17 protein-coding genes are annotated in these 21,498 nt (G+C 60.6%); 5 read left to right on the forward strand and 12 right to left on the reverse strand.

Going from position 1 to position 21,498, the window contains the following annotated elements:
- Positions 1-12 precede the first annotated feature (12 nt).
- Positions 13-2,745 carry a M1 family metallopeptidase gene (locus tag HY29_RS03020; protein WP_034791925.1) on the forward strand — a complete coding sequence of 911 codons (2,733 nt, stop codon included), beginning with the start codon at positions 13-15 and terminating at the stop codon, positions 2,743-2,745.
- 121 nt (positions 2,746-2,866) lie between these two features.
- Here HY29_RS03020 and HY29_RS03025 read toward each other — a convergent pair whose 3' ends face one another.
- Both HY29_RS03025 and HY29_RS03030 read right to left on the reverse strand, forming a co-directional pair.
- The gene (locus HY29_RS03025) at positions 2,867-7,591 is read right to left on the reverse strand and encodes an NAD-glutamate dehydrogenase (protein WP_034791927.1); all 4,725 of its coding nucleotides are present in this window, start codon (positions 7,589-7,591) and stop codon (positions 2,867-2,869) included.
- A 399-nt stretch (positions 7,592-7,990) separates the two neighbouring features.
- Positions 7,991-9,100 (reverse strand): AI-2E family transporter, encoded by a 1,110-nt coding sequence (locus HY29_RS03030; RefSeq protein WP_034791929.1) that lies wholly within the window; start codon positions 9,098-9,100, stop codon positions 7,991-7,993.
- A 139-nt stretch (positions 9,101-9,239) separates the two neighbouring features.
- Here HY29_RS03030 and HY29_RS03035 point away from each other — a divergent pair, with 139 nt between their 5' ends.
- Positions 9,240-10,766: a helicase HerA-like domain-containing protein gene (locus tag HY29_RS03035; protein WP_034791931.1), complete on the forward strand. Its 1,527-nt coding sequence runs from the start codon at positions 9,240-9,242 to the stop codon at positions 10,764-10,766.
- Positions 10,767-10,791: 25 nt separating this feature from the next.
- Here HY29_RS03035 and HY29_RS03040 read toward each other — a convergent pair whose 3' ends face one another.
- The 6 genes from HY29_RS03040 to petA all read right to left on the reverse strand — a co-directional run bounded on the left by HY29_RS03040 (position 10,792) and on the right by petA (position 16,190).
- A complete protein-coding gene (locus tag HY29_RS03040; protein ID WP_034791932.1) occupies positions 10,792-11,712 on the reverse strand; it encodes a hypothetical protein in 921 nt (306 codons plus the stop codon).
- 78 nt (positions 11,713-11,790) lie between these two features.
- Complete coding sequence (locus tag HY29_RS03045) at positions 11,791-12,663, reverse strand: S-methyl-5'-thioadenosine phosphorylase (RefSeq protein ID WP_034791933.1); 873 nt, start codon at positions 12,661-12,663, stop codon at positions 11,791-11,793.
- Entirely contained in the window at positions 12,660-13,160 is a 501-nt protein-coding gene (locus HY29_RS03050) for a GNAT family N-acetyltransferase (RefSeq protein ID WP_034791934.1), read from the reverse strand. Before HY29_RS03050 ends, HY29_RS03045 begins: the two co-directional genes overlap by 4 nt.
- 12 nt (positions 13,161-13,172) lie before the next feature.
- Positions 13,173-14,123 (reverse strand): cytochrome c1, encoded by a 951-nt coding sequence (locus HY29_RS03055; RefSeq protein WP_034791935.1) that lies wholly within the window; start codon positions 14,121-14,123, stop codon positions 13,173-13,175.
- Positions 14,124-14,140: 17 nt separating this feature from the next.
- Positions 14,141-15,601 (reverse strand): cytochrome b, encoded by a 1,461-nt coding sequence (locus tag HY29_RS03060; protein ID WP_034791936.1) that lies wholly within the window; start codon positions 15,599-15,601, stop codon positions 14,141-14,143.
- Positions 15,602-15,617: 16 nt separating this feature from the next.
- Complete coding sequence (petA, locus tag HY29_RS03065) at positions 15,618-16,190, reverse strand: ubiquinol-cytochrome c reductase iron-sulfur subunit (RefSeq protein WP_241765119.1); 573 nt, start codon at positions 16,188-16,190, stop codon at positions 15,618-15,620.
- 186 nt (positions 16,191-16,376) lie between these two features.
- Between petA and hemF the strand changes: the two genes are divergently transcribed.
- Both hemF and HY29_RS03075 read left to right on the forward strand, forming a co-directional pair.
- Positions 16,377-17,261, forward strand: coding sequence for an oxygen-dependent coproporphyrinogen oxidase (gene hemF, locus HY29_RS03070; RefSeq protein WP_034792016.1), 885 nt, complete (start codon positions 16,377-16,379; stop codon positions 17,259-17,261).
- A 195-nt stretch (positions 17,262-17,456) separates the two neighbouring features.
- The gene (locus HY29_RS03075; RefSeq protein ID WP_034791939.1) at positions 17,457-17,957 is read left to right on the forward strand and encodes a TspO/MBR family protein; all 501 of its coding nucleotides are present in this window, start codon (positions 17,457-17,459) and stop codon (positions 17,955-17,957) included.
- On the opposite strand, the gene HY29_RS03080 is transcribed toward HY29_RS03075, so the two are convergent.
- From HY29_RS03080 to HY29_RS03095, 4 genes are all read right to left on the reverse strand, one after another.
- Entirely contained in the window at positions 17,929-19,152 is a 1,224-nt protein-coding gene (locus HY29_RS03080) for a CCA tRNA nucleotidyltransferase (RefSeq protein ID WP_241765120.1), read from the reverse strand. The genes HY29_RS03075 and HY29_RS03080 overlap by 29 nt on opposite strands.
- Positions 19,136-19,582: a DUF6111 family protein gene (locus HY29_RS03085; RefSeq protein WP_034791941.1), complete on the reverse strand. Its 447-nt coding sequence runs from the start codon at positions 19,580-19,582 to the stop codon at positions 19,136-19,138. Before HY29_RS03085 ends, HY29_RS03080 begins: the two co-directional genes overlap by 17 nt.
- An 87-nt stretch (positions 19,583-19,669) precedes the next feature.
- A complete protein-coding gene (locus HY29_RS03090) occupies positions 19,670-20,299 on the reverse strand; it encodes a CoA pyrophosphatase (RefSeq protein ID WP_034791977.1) in 630 nt (209 codons plus the stop codon).
- Positions 20,296-20,898, reverse strand: a complete 603-nt coding sequence (locus HY29_RS03095) for a DUF1285 domain-containing protein (protein ID WP_051601075.1) — start codon at positions 20,896-20,898, stop codon at positions 20,296-20,298. Before HY29_RS03095 ends, HY29_RS03090 begins: the two co-directional genes overlap by 4 nt.
- Positions 20,899-20,957: 59 nt before the next feature.
- Between HY29_RS03095 and HY29_RS03100 the strand changes: the two genes are divergently transcribed.
- Positions 20,958-21,498 (forward strand): AAA family ATPase (locus HY29_RS03100; protein WP_034791979.1); only part of this gene is annotated, 541 nt, incomplete at its 3' end.

Consider the following 21,498-nt stretch of genomic DNA (forward strand, 5'->3'; position numbering starts at 1 on the left):
AGGATTCCTGACATGAAACTTTCGCGATTCGGCACCGTTCTGCTCGGTGCGGCCTCGGTTTTGGCCCTTGCAGCCTGTGGGAACGACACCAGCCCAGACAAAGCCAGCCTCACCCCCACGCCGATCGTACAGCCTGTCAGTCAGGAAACACCGCCCGCCGGTCAGCTTCCTGAGGGTGTCACACCGACAGCTTACCGACTCGACCTGAAAACAGATCCCCGCGAAATGGGCTTCTCCGGCACAGTCGAGATTGATGTTGATCTGAATGCCCCACACAGCCGCATCTGGCTCCATTCTGTCGATCAGGACATTCTGCTCGCGCAGGCCGTTCTGGCAGACGGCACAATCATTCCGGCCACTTTCACCGGAGACCAGGCCCCCGGCGGCGTCTCTCGCCTGGACTTTGAAAGCCCCCTGCCCGCTGGCAAGGTGACGCTGGAGCTGGATTATACCGCGCCCTACAATATGGGCCTCGCAGGTCTCTACAAAGCGGTTCAGTCCAATACCGATTATCTGGCGACGCAGATGGAACCCATCGATGCACGCCGTATGCTGCCCTCCTTTGATGAGCCGCGCTTCAAGACGCCCTGGACCGTGACGGTCACCGCACCTACCGGCATGGCTGTCGTTGCCAACGGGGCCGAGACGGAAACCGAAGAGCTGGGCGATGGCTGGACCCGTCACGCCTTTGCCACCACCCGTCCGATCCAGAGCTATCTGCTCGCGCTGGCCGTTGGGCCCTACGAAATGGTCACTGGTAATCCCATTCCGGCGACAGAGCTGCGCAGCGATCCTGTCCCGCTTCGCGCCTTCGCGGCCATCGGCAAGAGCGGCAAGCTTTCAGACGCCGTCGACATCACGGATGAGATGGTCCTGTGGCAGGAATCCTATTTCGACTATCCCTACCCTTATGGGAAGCTGGACCTGATCGCCGTTCCCGAATTCGCGTATGGCGCCATGGAAAATGCCGGGGCGATCATCTATCGCGAAGGTGCCCTGCTGATTGATGACCAGACCAGCCTCAGCCATCGCCGTGGCATCTTCACCACCCACGCACACGAGTTGGGCCACCAATGGTTCGGCAACCTCGTCACGCCGAAATGGTGGAATGACATCTGGCTGAATGAGGCCTTCGCCACCTGGATCAGCCTGAAAACCATGAACGCCATTGATCCTGAAGGCGGCTGGGAACTTGCCCCGATCATGACCGGCCTGACGGCCATGGGCACAGACAGCCTTGTCACAGCCCGCCAGATCCGGAACCCGATCAACGCCAATGGCGATATTCTGGATGCGTTCGACGCTATTACCTACCGCAAGGGCGGCAGTGTACTGAACATGTTCGAGACCTATCTCGGCCAAGATGCCTTCCGGGAAGGTATCCGCCTGCACATGCGCCGGTTCGCAGATGGCGTGGCCGATGCGGATGATTTCATGCAAAGCTTGGCAGAGGGCTCCGGCCAGCCCGGCGTGGTCGATGCGTTCACCAGCTATATCAATCAGCCAGGAATTCCTGCACTGGACGTCCAGGTGACCTGTGAAGCCCCGGATGCTGGCCTCATTACGGTCACGCAGAAACGCTACGCGCCGCTCGGCTCCCAGATCGATACGGGCGCCCAGACCTGGAATATCCCGTTTGCCGCCCGGGTCAGCAGCCCGTCAGGCGATGGTATTGTGCGGCAGATGCTGGTCGGTCAGACCACGGAAATCCCGCTCGATGGCGCATGCGCCGACTGGGTCATGCCGAATGCCGGTGGCACCGGCTATTGGCGGTTCGACACCAATCCTGAAAACCTTGCCGCCTTGACGGAAAACCTGACCACGCTGTCTGGTGGTGAGCAGATCATGTTCGCAGACGCCCTCGGCTCCGGCTTCAAGGCAGGCAGGATCAGTACTGAGGACCTGCTGGACGGGATCGAAGCCACCGTCGACGGACACCCCTTTGCCGTTGCCACGGCAGCTGACATCATTCCCACGCTGGACAGTCTGCTGGCGTCAGACGACAAGGCGGGCTTGCATGCCTGGGTACAGAGCGTGTTCGGTCCTCTGGCAGACCGGCTGGACTCCCAGCCCGCAACGGCGCTCGATCCGAAGGACATCCTGCTGCGGGATGAACTCTACAGCCTGCTTCTCACCTATGGCGATCTTCCGGAGGAACGCGCGGTCCTCTTCGAACGGGCCAAGGCCTATGTCGGCGTGGATGGAGAGCCAGACCCGAAAGCTATTGCGCCGGAAGACCTCTCTGCCGCGATGACGGTCGGCGTGCAGGAAGGCGGCCAGGACTTCTATGACGCGGCTATCGCCTATGTGCAGAGCTCCACGAACCAAACCGAGCGCGCGACCATTCTGCGCACCATCGCCAGCGAGAGCGATGAGCGCGGCCTGGCAGACATCATGAAAGCCGTTCAGGGCAATGGCTTCTCAGGGAATGAGGTTTACACTGTCATGACCAGTGCGATGTATAATGGAGAGAACCAGGTCACGGCCTGGAACATCTTCAAGGCGAGCTTTGATAATATCCTGCCGCTGATCCCGGAAATCCGGAAGCCACAGATTGCGGGCATCACAGGCAGCTTCTGCACTGCGGCAGAGACCGAAGAGGCCAGCACCTTCTTCGAATCCCATGCCGACCAGATCCCCGGCTATGAGCGATCCCTGGCCCAGGGCGTTGAGCGTAGCCAGCTGTGCAGCGCGCTGAAGGCAGCGAAAGCCGAAGAAGTAAAAGCGGCCTTCGAAGACAACTAATCTCAAGCTATCCGCCCTTCACGGGGCGGGTGGCATGCCAAAAGAAAACGGCGCCCGTCATGAGAAACGGCGCCCGTCATGAGACAGGCGCCGTTTTTGTTTATGAACTGAAAACGCCGGATTAGCCGCGCATGAACTGGCGTACTGCATCTGCAGCCAGCGCAAAGCGGGCGAACGTCCACGTCCGGTCCTTCCCGAGCGCAGCCAGTTCCTGCAGCAGCACCTTGCGGGCCTCACTGCGTTCATCCAGCCATTGATGGGCGCCGCCCATGTCCAGTGCTTTCTGGGCCGCTTCTGCCTGCATACGGACGAGTTCAGAAATCTGCCGGCGTCCAGCCACCCGGTCCCAGTATCCGCCTTTCTTCAAACCCTCACGGGCAGAGGCCCGCAGGCGGTCAATGCGCAGCTGGTCGCCAATGATGTAGAAGGCCTCTCCCGCTTCTTTTACGTCATAGGGTTTGTCTTCGGCCATATCGACCACCAGCAAGCCTTGCGCGAAATGGCCAATGGCTGCGGCCCAGCGTGCCAGATCCTCCGGCGCACCGCGCTTCATCAGCGCCCGGGCCGTGCGTTCGATACGCGCTGCGGGGAATGGCGAATGGATGGAGGCGAGCGCTGCCTTGAACTCGTTCAGAGGGGCTTCGGTCTTGGCGACCATCTCGCCGACATGCAGCGTCGGATATGTACGCGCAAACCAGACAGCAGCTTCCATCATGGCGCTGGAGGCCAGCAAGCGAAGGTCCGTCTGCACCTCAGCCGGGACAGCATTGTCCAAGGCGTCCACTTCTTTCTGGAAGCTTTCGAAATGCAAAACGGCATGCGCTGCCGCAAGGCCGCGCGTCACCGCGACATTGTCTGCATTCGACACTTCCCTCAGGCGCAGCAATGCGACCGGGCCCGCCATATCGATCACGCGGTTGGCAATGATCGTCGCGATGATTTCCCGCTTCAGGCGGTGGTTCTGCATCGCCTCGTCATAACCATCGATTGGGCTCGGGAAGTATCCCTTGAGCACCTGCTCGAAATACGGATCATCCGGGATATCGGAGGCGACAATGTCGTCAAACAGGGTGATCTTGGACCAGGCGAGCAGCACGGCCAGCTCCGGCCGCGTCAGGGCCTGGCCATTCTCGGCACGGACTTTCATCTCTCCCGTATCCGGCAGAACTTCCAGCTCACGGTTCAGAACGCCGCGCCCTTCCAGATAGACCATCAGGCGCTCCAGCGCATCATGATCGTACGTGGCCGTCGCCTCAGCCAGTGTCAGCGCAAAGGTCTGGTTGTAATTATGGCGCAACACCAGCGCAGCCACATCATCCGTCATCTCGGCCAGCAATGCGTTGCGGTCCTGTGACTTCAATTGACCCAGACGGATCGCCTCAGCAGCCAGGATCTTGATATTCACTTCGTGGTCAGAGGAATCGACCCCGGCAGAGTTGTCGATCGCATCCGTGTTCACACGACCACCAGCCAACGCGAACTCAATCCGGGCGGCCTGGGTCATACCCAGATTGGCCCCTTCCCCGATGACCTTCACTTTCAAATCATTGGCATCGACGCGGATCGCATCATTAGACCGGTCGCCAGCATGGGCGTGGCTCTCATGCGCCGCCTTCACATAGGTGCCGATCCCGCCGAACCAGAGCAGGTCCGCCTGAGACTTCAGCAATGCGTGGATCAATTCATCCGGCGTCACGGCATCCTTGGCGAGGCCGGTCAGCGCCTTGATCTGGTCAGTCAGGTGGATCGACTTCGCACTCCGTTCAAACACACCGCCACCTTCAGAGATCAGCGATACGTCATAATCGGCCCAACTGGAGCCCGGTGCATTGAACAGCCGCTCACGCTCAGACAGGTTGCGCGCAGCATCATCCGGCTCCGGATCAATGAAGACGTGCATGTGATTGAAGGCTGCGACCAGGCGAATCTCCGGCGACAGCAGCATGCCATTGCCGAATACGTCTCCGCTCATGTCGCCCACACCGATTACCGTGAACGGCTCGGTCTGGATGTCACGGCCCATCTCGCGGAAATGCCGCTTGACCGCCTCCCAGCCACCACGCGCCGTGATGCCCATCTTCTTGTGGTCATAGCCAGCAGAGCCGCCAGAGGCGAAGGCATCGCCCAGCCAATGGCCCATTTCTTCGCTGATGGCATTGGCGGTGTCAGAGAAGGTCGCCGTGCCCTTATCCGCCGCGACGACCAGGTATGGGTCTTCCCCATCCCAGATCACCGTATCAGCCGGGTGAACGATATCGCCGTGCACCAGATTATCCGTCAGCCCCAGCAGGGAGCGGATGAATTCCTTGTACGCATCTCGCCCGCTTTCAAACCAGGCATTGCGATCCGACCGGTCGGCCAGCTGTTTGGGATAGAATCCGCCCTTCGAGCCGACCGGCACGATCACGGCATTCTTCACCTGCTGCGCCTTCACAAGACCCAGAACTTCGGTGCGATAGTCAGACGCCCGGTCAGACCAGCGAAGGCCACCACGAGCAACCGGACCGAAACGCAGGTGCACCCCCTCAACCCGTGGGCTGGACATGAAGATCTCGCGATACGGCTTCGGCTCCGGAAGGTCTTCCAGCTCCCGGCTGGCAATCTTCAGGCTGATGAAGTCATGTGCCGCACCATCTTCGCGCGTCTGATAGTAATTCGTCCGCTGGACGGCCGGGATCAGGTCGGCCAGACGGCGCAGCACCTGATCATCCGCCAGGGCAGAAACGCTGCGCAGGGCATCTTCAATATCCCCCCTCAGGGCTTTTGCCTTTTCAGCGCGCGCTTCAAGCGTCATGTCCAGAGACGGATCAAAGCGGACATCGAACATGTCCAGCAACAGGCGAGCAATCTGTGGATGGCTGGCAAGCGCCGTCTCCTGAACATCCTGCGGCTGCTCCATGCCGCTCTGGCGGCGATAGCCTGCCAGCGTGCGGATCAACGCCGCTTCGCGCCAATTCATTCCGGCTGACAGGACAAGACGGTTGAACCCATCATTCTCCGCACGGCCGCCCCAGACCGCCACAAAAGCGTCCTCTAGCGCGGTACGAATGTCATCGATCAGAAGCGGCGCACCAGAGGCCGTACGCATGGAAAGATCATGGATCCAATAGGTTTCGGGTGCATCCTTAACCGGTTTCTCCGCCGGCCGCACCGGATACCCGGTCTCGAAATCAACATACAGCCCCATCTTCTCAAAGATCGGGACACAGGCCGACAATGGGATCGAGCCATTGCGAGCATAAATCTTGATACGGACCGTATCCGCCTCGGCATCTTCCCCCCGGAAAGCACGTGCCAGAATAGGCTGATCAGCTGTCAGGTCTGCCATAGCGGCAATGTCCAGCACCGCCTCTTCCGGGCTGAAGGCCTCTCGATAGGCCGCATTGAAGGCCCCGATGAATGCGCGCGCGCCTTTGTGCACATCGCTTGGCAGGGACGCGCCCATCAGCGCGGTGCGGAAGCCTTGATCCCAGGTACGCGCCAGATTGGCGATGCGCTGCTCAAGGGCTTCAGCATCCGGCTCCGGATGGCCCTGATTCAGCCAGATCTCGAAATGCACCCGCACCAGCGTCTCGGAATCGAAATACGGACGAAAACGTGTGATGCGACCTTTGTAAGACGTTACCAACTCGTCCGTGATGCGCTGGCGCAGAGCCGTGTCATAGGCTTCCCGCGCAACATAGACGATGGCCGTGACATAGCGGTCGAACTGGTCGCGCCGGATGAATACGCGTGTCCGCGGGCGGCCAATCAGGTGCAGCGCACCCATGATGATCGGCCCCAGAATACGCGATTGCGTCTGGAACAATTCATCGCGCGGCCAGGTCTCCAACAGATTGGCCAGCGCCTTCTCGGTATGGCCACCCGGCGTGGCGCCAGAGGCCTGGATGATCTTGGCGACGCGGCGCCGGATGAAGGGGATCTCGCGGGCCGGCTCATCATAGGCTTCCGCCGTGAACAGGCCCAGGAAGCGCACTTCGCCGTTCACTCGTCCCTGTGCGTCATATTTCTTGACGCCCACATAGTCGCACGCCACGCGGCGGTGCACGCGACTCATCAGCGTCGACTTCGCAACGATCAGCGGGAACGGCTCGGCCAGCAAGGCGCCGATCTCCGGCGTCAGTACCAGAGGCTCGGCCTCGCGCGACAGAACGTTCAGGTCCTCATCGCGCAGCAGGCCCAGATTGGAGCCCTCAACCATGATCGGCTCTTCAGGCAGAACATGTCCGTCCTGATCGGTCTCGAATTCATATTCACGGCAGCCCAGGAAGACGAAATGTTCCTTGGACAGCCATTGCAGGAAGGCAACAGCCTCTTCGCGTTCTGCCGGCTTGAGATGTTCAAGCTCTGCCACGCGCTCCACTTCAGATTTCATGCGCTGGCGCATCGCTTCGAAATCAGCCACCACGAGCGCATTGTCAGACAGCGCCCGGCGTGCACCGGCCTCAAGGCGCTTGGCCTCATCCGCAGTCAGCATCGGCAAATGCACCTGGATGACAGAGATCATCTGTCCCTGCCCTGTCCGCACAATCGGGTGGAACAGGGTGCGCACTTCAAAGCCCTGCGCCGCGCACTCGCCGAGCAGTGAGTCCACGAGGAACGGCATGTCCGGCCCGACCGCTTCCAGGATAGAGCGCGACAGGCTGCCCTCTGCGCCCTGCGCATCCAGAAGCATGCGGACATCCTGTTTGCCCGGCTCAGACTGCTCTGCCCACTCCCACAGTTCGCGGGCAAGGACATCCAGATCCTGGCCGGTCAGGCCGCTCAGGTCTTCATGACCCGACTCCCTGTGAATCTGCTCTGATACCTGCTCGACAGGAGCGGCTGGGGCGGTTGTGACTGTCATGGAAAAATGTGCTCGCAAGAGATCTAAACGATGCCCCCTCCCTTACCCCGCTAAACCCGCAAGGACAACCGAGAGGTTACAAATGAAACCGGTTTAGACCCAAGGAAAGGCGCTTGACTGATAGTTCTATCAGATTAGTAAGGATCGTCAGACCTTACCCCCGAAATAAGCGGACCCGCCGAACGGGGACGTGTCCGGCGGGCCCTACAGGCCGATTCCGCAGGCTGGGTGGGGGGACGCACGCGGAGGGCCTGATTGCATAATGTGGTGTCGCGGCAAGGAAGAGCAAGCCCTTGGCCCGGCCGCAAGGATTACATTTCAGTGATGTCTGAGTCTCAATCCGAAACTCTTGATCATGAATCGAGTTTCAATTGCCACGAAACAGCAAAATCCTCCACTCTATAACGCAGCTTCACTGCTATCTTCGACGTCTGGCTTAACGCCTTTTCCCTGTGGGTTGCCGTCCGCTGACAGCAGGATCGCGATCCAGCGCGTACTCGGTGATTGCGCAAACAGTATCATCATCAACACAGTCAGCGGTGCCGAAAGGAACATTCCGGGTATACCCCAAAGCGCCCCCCATATGGCCAGCGAGAGCAGTACAACGAGTGCAGAAAGATTGAGGGATTCGCCCATCATCCGCGGCTGGAGGAAGTTTCCGATCGAGAATTGCCAGAAACTCACCATCGCAAAAACAATCGCGGCGTAGATATAGCTGTCCTGAGGTGGCGCGCCCGGCACCCAAGCCGGAAGGTCTGGCTGCACCAGAGCGAACAGAGGCGGCACCAGAGCGGCAATGATGGAGCCCACAGTCGGAATGTAATTCAGCACGAAGATCAGAGCCGACAGGAACAGCGCATTCTTCACGCCCAGCGCCAAAAGAGAGACATAGGTCAGCACGGTAATCAGGGCAGAGATCACGGTCTGGGTCCACAAATAGACCTCAATGCTCTGGCGCGCCTCATCGCCGATCTTGCGCACCTGATGACGGGTCTCAAACCCCGGGAAGATATTGTCCAGTTTCCGCGTCCAGGACGACTGGGCGAAAAACAGGAAGGCAACATAGATCAGGATCAGCACCAGATCGCCGGAGAGGTCTCCTGTCGCATTGGCAATCGTCGCAAAGAAACGCTGGCCGGTCTCATTGAACAACAGCTCCTGCAGGGTCGGGGCGTTCGACATGTGCAGCGCGCCATACGCATCCCCGATCATGTCATTGATCCGGGTTTCATATTCGCCCCCGTCCCGTCCGAACTCGGCAATACCATTGGCCATCAGGGCCAGGAATCCAAAGAAGCCGCCCAGCACGCTGAGAATGGCGATGGCCCGGGCCAGCCCGATCTTGATGCTGCGTGACCAATTGTCGATGACAGAGGCAAAGCCCTCGATCACCAGAAACAGGAAAACCGCCAGAGCGAACGGTGCGAGGATGCCGCGCCCATAATACAGGAAAGTGATGATCACGCCGGTGGCGATAATCCAGATTCCCACTTTGGATGCCCTGTCCATACCCACTCCCATATCTTAAGGCGCACGGTGATCGCAGCCTTATCTTCCGTCAAGGTCAGGCTGCGCAATGCACAGCCGGACTCTTGCCGAATCCGGTGAATTCTCTAGCGTCGAAGCGGAATGAACTGAAGGGGCAAGCATGACGGACTCCATCTTTATCGGCGGGGCAGATACAGACGGCACAGGCACGCCGAATGTGGCGCAGGAATTATTGCTGAAGATCGCCAACCGGCACGGCATCGTTGCCGGCGCAACCGGCACCGGCAAGACCGTTACGCTACAGATTTTGGCCCAGGGCTTTTCTGACGCCGGCGTTCCGGTCTTCTGCGCCGATGTGAAGGGAGACCTTTCCGGTATCTGCGTCCCCGGCAGCAAGGATCACAAGCTGCACGACAAGCTCGTCTCCCGCGCCGAAAAGATCGGCCTTGAGAATTATGAATACAAAAGCTCGCCCACTGTGTTCTGGGATCTGTTCGGAGAGAATGGTCACCCGGTCCGCACGACCATCTCTGAAATGGGGCCCCTGCTCCTCTCGCGCCTGATGGGTCTGACCGAAGCCCAGGAAGGCGTGCTGACCATCGCGTTTGAATATGCTGACGACAACAATCTGTTGCTGCTGGACCTGAAGGATCTCCGCAAGCTGCTCGTCCATATGAGCGACAAGGAAATCCGCGCGGAGCTGAGCCAAGAATATGGCAATATCGCCTCGTCCTCTCTGGGCGCGGTGCAGCGCAATCTGCTGGTTCTGGAGCGCGAGGGCGCGGACTTCTTCTTCGGCGAACCGGCCCTCGAACTGTCGGACATGATGCGCACCACCACAGACGGGCTCGGCATCGTCAACGTGCTGGACGCAACCCGCCTCATCAACAGCCCGAAACTCTACTCCACCTTCCTGCTCTGGCTGCTGTCGGAACTGTTCGAACAGCTGCCCGAAGTGGGCGACCCGGACAAGCCGAAGCTCGTTTTCTTCTTTGACGAGGCCCACCTCCTGTTCAACGACGCGCCAGACGCCCTGTTGCAGAAGATCGAGCAGGTTGTCCGCCTGATCCGCTCCAAGGGGGTCGGCGTCTTCTTCGTCACACAGAACCCCCGTGATCTGCCGGAAAGCGTGCTGGCCCAGCTCGGCAACCGCATCCAGCATGCCCTGCGCGCCTATACGCCGTCGGAACGCAAAGGCGTGCGCGCGGCGGCCGATTCTTTCCGCACGAATGAGTCCTTCGACACAGAGGAAGTCATCACCCAGCTGGGCGTTGGCGAAGCTCTGGTTTCGACACTGGACGCCAAGGGCGCGCCGAGTGTCGTTCAGTGGACGGTCGTTCGCCCGCCGGCCTCCCGCCTCGGCCCGGCCACAGAGACTGAGCGCCGCCAGGTTCAGGCCGCCAGCCCCGTCGCCGGCAAGTATGACACGAGCATCGACCGCGAGTCCGCCTATGAAGTGCTGGAAGCCAAGGAGGCCAAAGCCGCCAAACAGGCAGAGGAACTCGCCAAGAAGGAAGCCAAGGCCAAGGCTGAGCTGGAGAAGAAGAAAAAACGCTCAACCCGCACCCGCAGAAGCTCGCGCCGGATGAGTTCCCTGGAAAAGGCCGGCAACCAAGCCGCCCGCACAGCCAGCCGGGAAATCGTCCGCTACATTCTGCGTGGCATCTTCGGCAATCTGAAACGTTGAGCTGCAGAATGCGGAGGGCTACGGCCTAATTCGGCAGGCGGCCATTCCCGTTGGGGCTGTCCTCGTCCTCATCGTCCGCATAGGCGAGGTCGTCTTCCAGATCCTCGTCTTCCTGGACATCCGCTTCGTCGTCCATTTCGCGTTCGAGGGCCCGTTCCTCATCGGCAAACGTTTCGGCCTCCTCGGCGATGTCCTCATCATCGAGATCTTCGACCTCATCTTCGGCGTCCAGCTCCATAACCTCCGGCTTCGGCTTGCGCCGTTTCCAGAAGGGCGCGTGTGGATCGGCCTTCCGATCATACTGCATGCTGTAATATTCGTGGGCGGTATGGGTCAGCGGCCGCGGCGTCAGGTGCAGGCCGTATTGGCGCAGGCGTTCCACCACCTCGTCACGTAGATGCAGACCGGGCAGCAGATGCGCCGCAAAGCCATGCCCCTTCATCCAGTCACGCACATGCCAGCTGCGGACAATGCCCGCCTCTGATGGGCGCACGCCGCCATGCTCTTCCCACATGTATAGCGTCGCGATGCCATTGATGGTCGCGTCCATGGCATCGTCCAGCGCATAGGTCAGGTCCCGCTTCTGGGCGAGCACGGCGCGCAATGCCATCTTGCGCGCTTCCAGCTCCTGATAGGTCGCGCCGATCACAGCAATCGCATTGCGGTTCGTACGGATCAGGGAGGCGTTCACCCCGTCCAGCTGTGGGTGGCGCACTGGCAACAGAACGTCCGGGCCAGCCTCTTGCGTTTCGGAAATCTGGGCGATTTCATTGACCATGCGCTGCAGATTGATGCGCATCTCATGGCTCACCCCATCCAGCGCTGAAATCGCGCCATCACGCTCTTCCTCGCGCAGGCGCCACAGCTGCCAGGCGATCAATAGCGCCGCCGCAATCAGCAGCATCAGACCGCCGGTGAAAAACCCGTAGAATTGCGTCTCACTCATTCTGAGATCCCCTGAACGCATTTCCGGCGCCGCGCCACCCCCGCGCGACAACCGGTTAACTGAAGATAAACCTTAGCCTCAGAGCGCCCGGCCTGCAATCACCCGCAATTTCTCTACCAATTTCGGGTCACGTGCATCCGGGGCGGTGATCAGGGCGTAGTCCAGGCAGGTATCCGTCCCGCTCGGATCAGGTGTACGCTCCGTTCCGGATAGTCTTTCTGCAAGTTTCACAACAGATTTGCGCGCAATTGCGCTGTTGTGGCCCATGATTTCCAGCACATTGGTGACAGAGACGGCTTCGGTCTCTTCGCGCCAGCAATCATAATCCGTCACCATGCACAAAATGGCGTAAGGCAGCTCGGCTTCGCGCGCCAGCTTCGCTTCGGGCATGGCCGTCATGCCGATCACGTCACAGCCCCATTGCCGATACAGTTTGGACTCGGCGAGTGATGAGAATTGCGGGCCTTCCATGGCGATATAGGTACCGCCCCGGTGCAGCATCGCGCCAGAGGCCTCAACGGCCTGTGCGGCCAGTTCAGACAGGCGCGGGCATATCGGATGCGCCATGGACACATGGGCCACCATGCCGGCGCCAAAGAAGGTCTTGTCGCGCGCAAAGGTGCGGTCAATGAACTGGTCGGCCGCCACGAAATGGCCAGGCACATATTCCTCCTTCAGGCTGCCACAGGCAGAGATGGAGAGAATATCTGTCACGCCAGCAGCTTTTAGCGCGGCGATGTTCGCCCGGTATGGCACTTCGGTTGGCGTCAGGCGGTGGCCCTTGCCATGACGCGGCAGGAAGACCAGTTCCACCTCCCCTATCCGGCCCCGCACCAGCGTGTCGGATGGCGCGCCCCAGGGTGTCTCCACCTGCTCTTCCCGGCGGTCTTCCAGGCCATCAATTTCGTACAGGCCGGATCCGCCAATAATGCCGAGGGTCCATTTGCTCATATGTCAGTCCTGAAGAATTTGCGCATCCCGATGGGAGGCGGAGATTTCGGGTTGGGCGTGGTCAGCACCACATCATCCGCCAAGGCGTAGCCAAGCCCGGCATAGAAGTCGACCAGTCTCACCTGATCGTGACGTACCGCCAGATGCGTGCCTTCGGCCATCTGCTCGCGCCCCATCGCTTCCAGCTCGCCCAGGATCACCGCCCCCAGCCCGCGCTTCTGCCAGTCTGGCAACACACCGATGCGCTTGACCTCGATCCAGCGGCCCTGCCCGCCTGGGCCCGGCACCGGAACCCAGCGGCCGGAGCCGATTGGCGTCTCCCCCGCCAGCAGGATGGCGCCGCCGCCGACGTCCAATTGCGCTGCGACACTGGCTGGCGTTTCGGAAAAGACCGTGGATTCCGCAGAAACCCGCCCCGTCCAGATGCGGCGCGTCAGCCCCTCAATGAGAAAGCCATCCGCCGGGCTTGCCCTGCGGATGGCTATCAATTCAGTCATACTGGTTCTGGCCTAGTGCTCTACGTTCCGCCAGATGCGCTTGTAAGAGAACCAGAGCAGGATCGTCAGAAGGCCCAGATAGACCATGACGGCCAGACCCAGGGATTTGCGCTTGGTCTGTTTCGGTTCACCGGCCCAGGCCAGGAACTGCGCCACATCATGCGCCATCTGTTCAACCGTTGCCGGTGTGCCGTCAGTATATTCGACGCGACCTTCGATGAGCTGCGGCGGCATGGCCAAGAAGCCACCCGGAGGGTTGTGACGCGGATCGCCCAGATAGTTCGGCGTCGTGTCACCAGCCATATACGGGTTGTAGTACTGGCCCGGATTGAGCCTCAGCAGGCCCTCGGCATGCTCTTCGCCATGGCCACCATGACCGCCCAGTTTGGACATATCGACATAGGTGACCGTTTCGCCGTCGACTTCGCGCTCAACGAATGCATCCGGGGCCGGATAGCCTGACAACAGGCTATACACATAGGATGCACCGCCATGGCGGGCCTTGGTGATGACGGACAGGTCCGGCGGGGCCGCACCATTGTTCGCCGCGCGCGCTGCGTTGACGTTCGGATACGGGCTGCGGAACCGGTCCGCAGGCGTTGCCGGACGATAGTCAAACTCGCCAATATCGTTTGGCGTCGGGCTCAGAATCTCGTTCTGGGCAGCCAGCGCTTTCACATATGGGTTGTCGTTCGGGTTCGGATACTCCGGATCGTAGAACGGACCACCCGGCTCACCCAGATTGCGGTAGCTCATCAGCTTCATGGAGTGACAGGAAGAACAGACTTCCTTGTACACCTGATAGCCACGTTGCAGCGATGCCTGGTCAAACTGGCCCGTGACGCCTTCGAACGGCCAGCCGCCCTCCGGTGCATGCGGGTGCTTGGCGTCGCCAGCAGCATGCGCCGATGCGGCAAGCACGAGACCGGCAAGACCGGCAGTGAAGATACGGAACGCTTTCATGATTTCCCCAAAGCTCCCTATTCAGCCGGTGTGGCAACGGCATCAGCATCTTTATGACGCTTCAGCACGGATTTATGGATCGATTCCGGCAGTTCCTTCGGCTTCTCGGTCAGGCCGAGGAAGAACAGAAGAATAAAGAAGCCGAAATAGCAGAATGTCAGGATCAGCGAGAGATGCTTGAACTGGAAAGTCGGCGCCGGCACGGCTGACAGCGACGGGCTGGCATCCGCTGGCAGCGAGTCCATGAAGCTCTTCGCGTCCTCATAGGCTTCAGCGCCACCTTTGTACTCGCTCGTCACTTCATCGCCATTGTCGGTGTAGCTGACAACCAGTGTCGGCTTTCCCTGAAGCGCCTTGATCACAGGATCTGTCGGCACGGAGGCACCGCACCAGCCGAGCATCAGGCAGACTGCGACAAAGCCAAAGAAGAACTGCTTGGCCACCGGACGGTAGCGCATGGACTTCACTTTCGACGTATCGAGCCATGGCAGCACGAACAGCACGGCGATCGCTGCGAACATGAAGATCACGCCGAGCAGCTTGGCCGGGATCGGGCCGAGGTCGAAGGTGATGGCACGCAGGATGGCGTAGAATGGCAGCAGATACCATTCCGGCACGATGTGCGCAGGCGTCACCAGCGGGTTGGCTTCGACATAGTTGTCAGCATGGCCCAGCACGTTCGGGGCGTAGAAGACGAAGACCGCAAACATGATCAGGAAGATCACGATCGCGAAGGCGTCCTTCACCGTATAGTACGGGTGGAATGGCACCGTGTCTTTCTTCACGTCCTGGACTTCAACACCGGTCGGGTTGTTGTTGCCTGGCACGTGAAGTGCCCAGACGTGCAGCACAACAGCGCCGGCAATCATGAAGGGTAGCAGATAGTGCAGCGCGAAGAAGCGTTGCAGCGTCTGGTTCCCGATGGACGGTCCGCCCATCAGCCAGGTCTGGATGCTTTCACCGATCAGCGGGATCGCACCGAACAGGCCGGTGATCACGTTGGAGCCGTGATAGGACATCTGGCCCCAGGGCAGCATGTAGCCAAGGAACGCGGTGCCCATCATCAGAAGGTAGATGACACAACCGAGGATCCAGAGGATCTCGCGTGGCGCCTTGTATGAGCCGTAATACAGGCCGCGGAACATGTGGATGTAGACCGCCAGGAAGAACATCGACGCGCCATTGGCGTGGATGTAGCGCAGCAGCCAGCCAAACGGCACGTCGCGCATGATGCGCTCGACCGAGGCAAAGGCGCCATCGACGCTGGCTTCATAGTGCATCGCGAGGATCACACCGGTCACAATCTGGATAACAAGACAGACCGCCAGGATGCCGCCGAACGTGTACCAGTAGTTCAAATTCTTCGGCGTCGGAAAATTGATTGCGGTGTCTTGAGCGAAACGCACCAGCGGCAGACGTGTGTCCAGCCACTTCGTGAACGCGTTTGTCGGAGTGTAGGAGGATTCGTGGCCACTCATCTACGGTATCCTTCCCTTAAAGCGAAATGTTGACCACGGTGTCAGACACATATTTGTAGTCCGGAACCGGGAGGTTGGTGGGAGCCGGGCCTTTACGGATGCGGCCGGACGTATCGTACTCAGAACCGTGGCAAGGGCAGTACCAGCCGCCGAATTCGCCTGTATTGCCCTGAGCCGGCCCGACGGGCACGCAGCCAAGGTGCGTACAGGCACCTGATGTAATCAGGATGGCGCGGTTAAGCTCGCCGTTCTGCATCGGGCGCAGGCGCTCGTCATCCGTCTGCGGGTCACGCAGGGTTGAGACGTCCACCGATTCAGCCGCAGCAATCTCTGCCGGCGTACGGTGACGAATGAAGAATGGCTTGCCGCCGATGAGCACGCGAATCTCGCTGCCCAGCGGAACTTTGGAGATATCGACATCAAGTGCCGAAGCCGCCTTGGTGTCTGCAGCCGGGTTCCACTGGTCTACAGCAACCCAGGCAAACATGGCCGCCCCGCCGAAGGCAGCCGCGCCGGTGGCGATATGAATGAAATTGCGGCGATCTTCGTCGATAAGCTCGCCATGCTCGTGTGCAGGTATATCAGTCACGCTTTTCCCGTCCCTTGAAGGCAGAAATCTGGGCCCGTCATACAGGAGGCCGCCCGCTTGCACATTGCGGCAAGTGGGCGCGGGTGTCCCCCCGTAAAACACTTTGTGCAGGCCGTTATCCTGACTTGGCGCCTGTGACAACAGGGGGCTTGCAAGTGTCGCACTCCTGGCGGCATGTGTCGCGCCATGACAGATACTGATCTTACCCCCCGAAAAAACCGCGCCAGAGACTGGTTCCGCAGCCTTCAGGAAGACATCTGCGCGCGCTTTGAAGCCCTTGAACTGGCCGCCGAGCGCCCGCTCTACAGCGGAGATGCCGGCAAATTCGAGCTGACTGAGTGGAAACGCGGCGATGGCAGCGAAGACCTGGGGGGCGGCCGCATGGGCCTGATGCGCGGCAAGGTCTTCGAAAAGGTCGGCGTGCATTTCTCTGAAGTTCACGGCACCTTTTCAGAAGCGTTCGCTGCCCAGATTCCAGGCGCAGATGCTTCAGACGGGCGCTTCTGGGCCTCCGGCCTCTCCCTGATCGCCCATCCGCGCAACCCGCACGTCCCGGCGGCGCACATGAATACCCGCATGCTGGTCACCAGCCAGAGCTGGTTCGGCGGCGGCGGAGACCTCAATCCCCTGCTATCCTATCAGCGCGATCAGGAATTTGAGGATTCGGTTGATTTCCATGCCGCCATGAAAGCGGCCTGCGACACGCATCCCGGCGCCGACCATCCGCATATGAAAGAATATTGCGATACCTATTTCCACCTCACCCACCGTGACGAACCGCGCGGCACCGGCGGCATCTTCTATGACCGGTTCAACACAGGTGACTGGGACCAGGACTTTGCCTTCACCCAGGAAGTCGGCCGGCAATTCGCCGATATCTATCCGAAGATCGTCGCCCGGCGCATGAATGAGGCCTGGAGCGAGGCCGAGCGCGAGGAACAGCTGATCCAGCGCGGGCGCTATGTGGAGTTCAATTTGCTCTATGATCGCGGCACAACATTCGGCCTGAAGACCGGCGGCAATGTGACGAGCATCCTCTCCTCCATGCCGCCCGTGGTGAAGTGGCCATAACACCTTTTTAGTCTGCGTCAGGCTCCGAACTGGCCTGACGCCCCCTGCCCCGGCGAGCCATTCTGAGACGAATGTCGCATCCGCTGTCCTGTTTTTGGGCAGCCCTCCGAAAAATCGCCGCGCAACAGGGCATTGCCGGATTTTGATTCGCTTGCTGAATGACGGTCTCTCCATCTCCGGGTATAAGCTGGATAGATGATCGCGGCTGAAAGAAAACGATTTCCCTGGGGGGCAGGGATACTGCTCCTGCTGGCGACGGTGGCCGCTGTCGCTGCAGGAGCAGTAATATCCTTCAGCCGGAATGACGCTTGGTACGCTACGCTGGACAAGCCGGCCCTCACCCCTCCAGATTTCGTCTTCTCTCTTGTATGGCCCGTCCTGTTTGTTCTGATGGCCGCTGGCGCGCTGATGGTGCTGGAACGCGCAGGCAATTTCGAACGCGCCCTCAGCCCGCTTGGCATCTATTACACCATGCTTGCCGCGAATGCGTTCTGGAGCCTTGCCTTCTTAGGAATGCAGGATGTCGCCCTGGCGCTCGGCGCGATTGCCGCTCTGCTGCTGCTGATCATCGCGATGATGCAGGATTTTGCGCGCTATTCGCGTACCGCCGCGCTGATCCAGATTCCCTATCTCATCTGGGTCAGCTTCGCGACCTATCTGAACCTGTCTATTCTGGCATTGAATTCAGATGGCTGAGCAGGTCATCCCGGCCCAGCTGAAAGCCTGAGGCGATCCACGCTTCCTCTGCTGCACGCAGGGCCGTGCCAATCTCCGGCCCTTTCAGGCCCGCTGACAGCGCATCCGCTCCGCCCAGCGGAAAGTCCGGACGCGACCAGCCTGACGCCATGCTCAACAAGTCCAACAGCCGCTCGGGTGTCGCATGTTGCGCCGCCTCAATCACCGCGCGGTCAATAATCGTTTCCAGGCCATAGCGATAGAAAGCCTCCGGCCAGCTCCCCTGCCCCTCTTCCAGAACATGGCCGAGCGCGGGCGCCGCCCAATCTGTCAGGCGGCCTGCTTCGGCATTGGACAGGCGCAAATGGCGGGCAAGCTCAGACACATCCCGGACGCGGCGGGGCACGAGAGCCATCAGGCGCTGCATCGGGTCCGGTAACAGTCCGGTCTTTGCCTCCACGCCAACAAGGGACGGAATCTCCGCCGCCGTCGCGCCGGGCAAAATGGCCTGCAGCACGCCGCTCTCTTCCATCGCCAGCAAGGCATCCGACGGGTCCGGTGCCTCAAGCAGGCGTTTCAGTTCCTTCCAGATGCGCTCGGCGGCAATCTGCGAGAGGCCGTCCTTCTGGCGCGCGCAAGCGGCCAGACCGGCCTCATCAATCCCCGCGCCATACCAGGCATTGAACCGGAAGAAGCGCAGGATACGCAGATAGTCTTCCCGCAGGCGCTGATCCGCCTCGCCAATGAAAATGACCTGCCCCTCCACCGCATCGCGGACAGATGACGGCACGATTTCATGCAGCGTGCCATCCGCGCTGGCATAGATGGCATTCAGCCGGAAATCCCGCCGCTCGGCATCCTCGGACCAGTCCTTTGTGAAGGCGACCACAGCGCGGCGGCCATCGGTTTCGACATCCCGGCGCAAACTGGTGATCTCGAAAGGCCGGGAATTCACGATCGCGGTGATCGTACCATGCTCAAGACCGGTCGGGATGGCGCGAATGCCTGCCGCCTTCAGCGCGGCCAGCGTTTCCTCGGGCGCCAATTGCGTGGCGATATCAATGTCATCAACCGGCGCGCCGCGCAGCGTGTTGCGCACGCATCCACCAACAAACCGCGCGCCATCTGGCCGGGCAGCATTCAGCGCCGTCATCACCGCCACCGTCTCCGGCAGGCTCAGCCAGTCGGCATCAAGGCGCTTAGTTTCCGTCATCATCCGGCTGCATCGGTTCCGGCAGCTCCGCTTCCGCGCCGGGATCATCTCCGGGCGCGCGGGCGCCAATTTCGCTGGCATCATGCACGCCTGTGGTCTCTCCGGTCGCACCGGTTGCGGGCCGAACGCCAGAGCGCTCTCCCGGCATGCCGACATTTTCGACATGCGGATCACACGGATAGTCGCGCGCCGGGATGATCTTGCCATTCTCGAACCGGGCCGGCTCGTGACAGACATCACGTTCCTTGGGCTCCATCAGGATCAGCACGAACCAGGTGATTGTCGCCAGGCCAATACCGATCAGGAACAGAGTGTTGACCGGCCATTTGCGCCGGCCTTCCTGTTCTGCGCTGGAGGTCGCCAGCAGATACAGTCCGAACACGATGAACGGGATCGAGAAGATGAAAATTTCAAAGATTATCCGTCCGGCCAAGACTGTATGTCCTCCACTGCCCAATCTCTTAGATAAGGCGTTGGGCCCGTGTGCAAAACCCTAAAAGACCTGCACGCGGCCTCCGCCTCAGTCATCATAGAGTGTTTGGTAGAGCTGGCGGATGATCCCCGCCGTCACGCCCCAGATGCGAAATCCGCCATGCGGCATCTCGTAATAGCGCCGCGTCTTGCCCTTATAGATAGCCTCGCCGACCTGGTGATTGGCAATATTCATCAGAAAATCGAGCGGTGTCTCGAACACATCCGCCACTTCGGTCGGGTCCGGGATCGGCTTGAAGTCCGCTGGCAGCAGGCCGACAACCGGCGTGATGCGAAAGCGCGTGCCGGTCACATAGGGCGCGCTGCGGGCCAGCACCTCCACCTGTTCCGGCCGCACGCCTACTTCCTCTTCCGCTTCGCGCAGCGCCGCGGCCACATCATCCACATCACCGGGGTCCACCTTGCCGCCCGGAAAGGCGACCTGACCGGCATGGGTCTTCATCGTGTCCGGCCTCAGCGTCAGCAGCGCGGTCGGCCCGGCCTTGCGCGGGATGATTCCGATCAGCACCGCCGCCGGGCGGATCATCTTCATCTCTTCCGGTGTCAGGAAATCCAGGTCGCCATATTCCTTCAGCCGCCCCGGCCCATGTGGCGGGTCGAGGCGAGAGGCCACACGCAACAGGAAGTCATCCAGCCCTGCCCAGCCCAGCACACTCATGAATCCTGCATCAGGGGAAAGAACACGCCCTGGCTCCACACGCCCAGCGTGTCATCGCCGTCCGGGCCCGGCTCTGCCATATTGGCCAGTTCATAGAAGACAGGCCGCGCCAGTTTCGCCTCCAGCCCGGCGCGCACTTCCACATAGGGCGCAGGCTCGCCGGTCTCTGCATCAAAGGCCACACGGATCGGCGCCTCTGGCCCGGCTAGCGTCACATCGCCAAGATTGGTCAGAAAGGCCAGCGTCTGTTCGCGGCCCGGCTCGCCCGCACGGTCCACGCGCACGGCAATGAACGGCGCGTCTTCAACATGCACGATCACTTTTTCGTAAGGCGTCACCAGCCAGATCCGGCCGTCTTCCTCCCGTTTCAGGATGCGCGAGAACAGCTTCACCAGCGCCTCGCGATTTATGCGTCCGCCCTCATGCCACCAGCTGCCATCGGCATGGATCTCCATATTGATGTCAGCCGACCGCTCCGGATTCCACAGATGGACAGGCGGCAATTTGCCGTTGACCTTGCCATCGGGGAGGATCGCTTTAAGCGTCTCCTCAAGACTGATTATGGGCTTGTGACTGGAATTCACGTTTTGCTCCGCCATGATCCGGCCTTAGACATAGGTTTGTTTATGACAGACGGAAACCCGGAGGCGCCCTTTTGATGGCCGATACTGACCAGGTAGATGATGCAATCGTAGCCGAAGCCGAAGCGGCCGCAGAGGTGCTGGCACAGGTAAAGGCGGAAATCGCCAAGGCCGTGTTCGGTCAGGAACGCGTGGTGGAGCTGGCCCTCGCCGCGATCCTGGCAGGCGGACACGCGCTGCTGATCGGCGCGCCGGGCCTTGCCAAGACGCGCCTTGTCGAAAGCATGGGCACAGCGCTCGGCCTGTCGAACCAGCGCATCCAGTTCACACCAGACCTGATGCCCTCAGACATCATCGGCTCTGAAGTGCTTGATGAAAGCCCGACCGGGCAGCGCAGCTTCCGCTTCCTGAAAGGGCCGATCTTCACCCAGCTGCTGATGGCAGACGAGATCAACCGCGCCTCCCCGCGCACCCAGTCCGCCCTGCTGCAGGCGATGCAGGAGCGTCACGTCACCGTTGCCGGTGTGCGCCATGATCTGCCGCTGCCCTTCCATGTGCTGGCGACGCAGAACCCGATCGAGCAGGAAGGCACCTATCCCCTGCCCGAAGCCCAGCTCG

This window comes from Hyphomonas beringensis, from assembly GCF_000682755.1.
Taxonomy (GTDB): domain Bacteria; phylum Pseudomonadota; class Alphaproteobacteria; order Caulobacterales; family Hyphomonadaceae; genus Hyphomonas; species Hyphomonas beringensis.

Coding starts and splice junctions, on each gene's coding strand:
- HY29_RS03020 (WP_034791925.1), top strand. CDS start 13: ATGAAACTTTCGCGATTCGGCACCGTTCTGCTCGGTGCGGCCTCGGTT.
- HY29_RS03025 (WP_034791927.1), bottom strand. CDS start 7,591: ATGACAGTCACAACCGCCCCAGCCGCTCCTGTCGAGCAGGTATCAGAG.
- HY29_RS03030 (WP_034791929.1), bottom strand. CDS start 9,100: ATGGACAGGGCATCCAAAGTGGGAATCTGGATTATCGCCACCGGCGTG.
- HY29_RS03035 (WP_034791931.1), top strand. CDS start 9,240: ATGACGGACTCCATCTTTATCGGCGGGGCAGATACAGACGGCACAGGC.
- HY29_RS03040 (WP_034791932.1), bottom strand. CDS start 11,712: ATGAGTGAGACGCAATTCTACGGGTTTTTCACCGGCGGTCTGATGCTG.
- HY29_RS03045 (WP_034791933.1), bottom strand. CDS start 12,663: ATGAGCAAATGGACCCTCGGCATTATTGGCGGATCCGGCCTGTACGAA.
- HY29_RS03050 (WP_034791934.1), bottom strand. CDS start 13,160: ATGACTGAATTGATAGCCATCCGCAGGGCAAGCCCGGCGGATGGCTTT.
- HY29_RS03055 (WP_034791935.1), bottom strand. CDS start 14,123: ATGAAAGCGTTCCGTATCTTCACTGCCGGTCTTGCCGGTCTCGTGCTT.
- HY29_RS03060 (WP_034791936.1), bottom strand. CDS start 15,601: ATGAGTGGCCACGAATCCTCCTACACTCCGACAAACGCGTTCACGAAG.
- hemF (WP_034792016.1), top strand. CDS start 16,377: ATGACAGATACTGATCTTACCCCCCGAAAAAACCGCGCCAGAGACTGG.
- HY29_RS03075 (WP_034791939.1), top strand. CDS start 17,457: ATGATCGCGGCTGAAAGAAAACGATTTCCCTGGGGGGCAGGGATACTG.
- HY29_RS03080 (WP_241765120.1), bottom strand. CDS start 19,152: ATGATGACGGAAACTAAGCGCCTTGATGCCGACTGGCTGAGCCTGCCG.
- HY29_RS03090 (WP_034791977.1), bottom strand. CDS start 20,299: ATGAGTGTGCTGGGCTGGGCAGGGCTGGATGACTTCCTGTTGCGTGTG.
- HY29_RS03095 (WP_051601075.1), bottom strand. CDS start 20,898: ATGGCGGAGCAAAACGTGAATTCCAGTCACAAGCCCATAATCAGTCTT.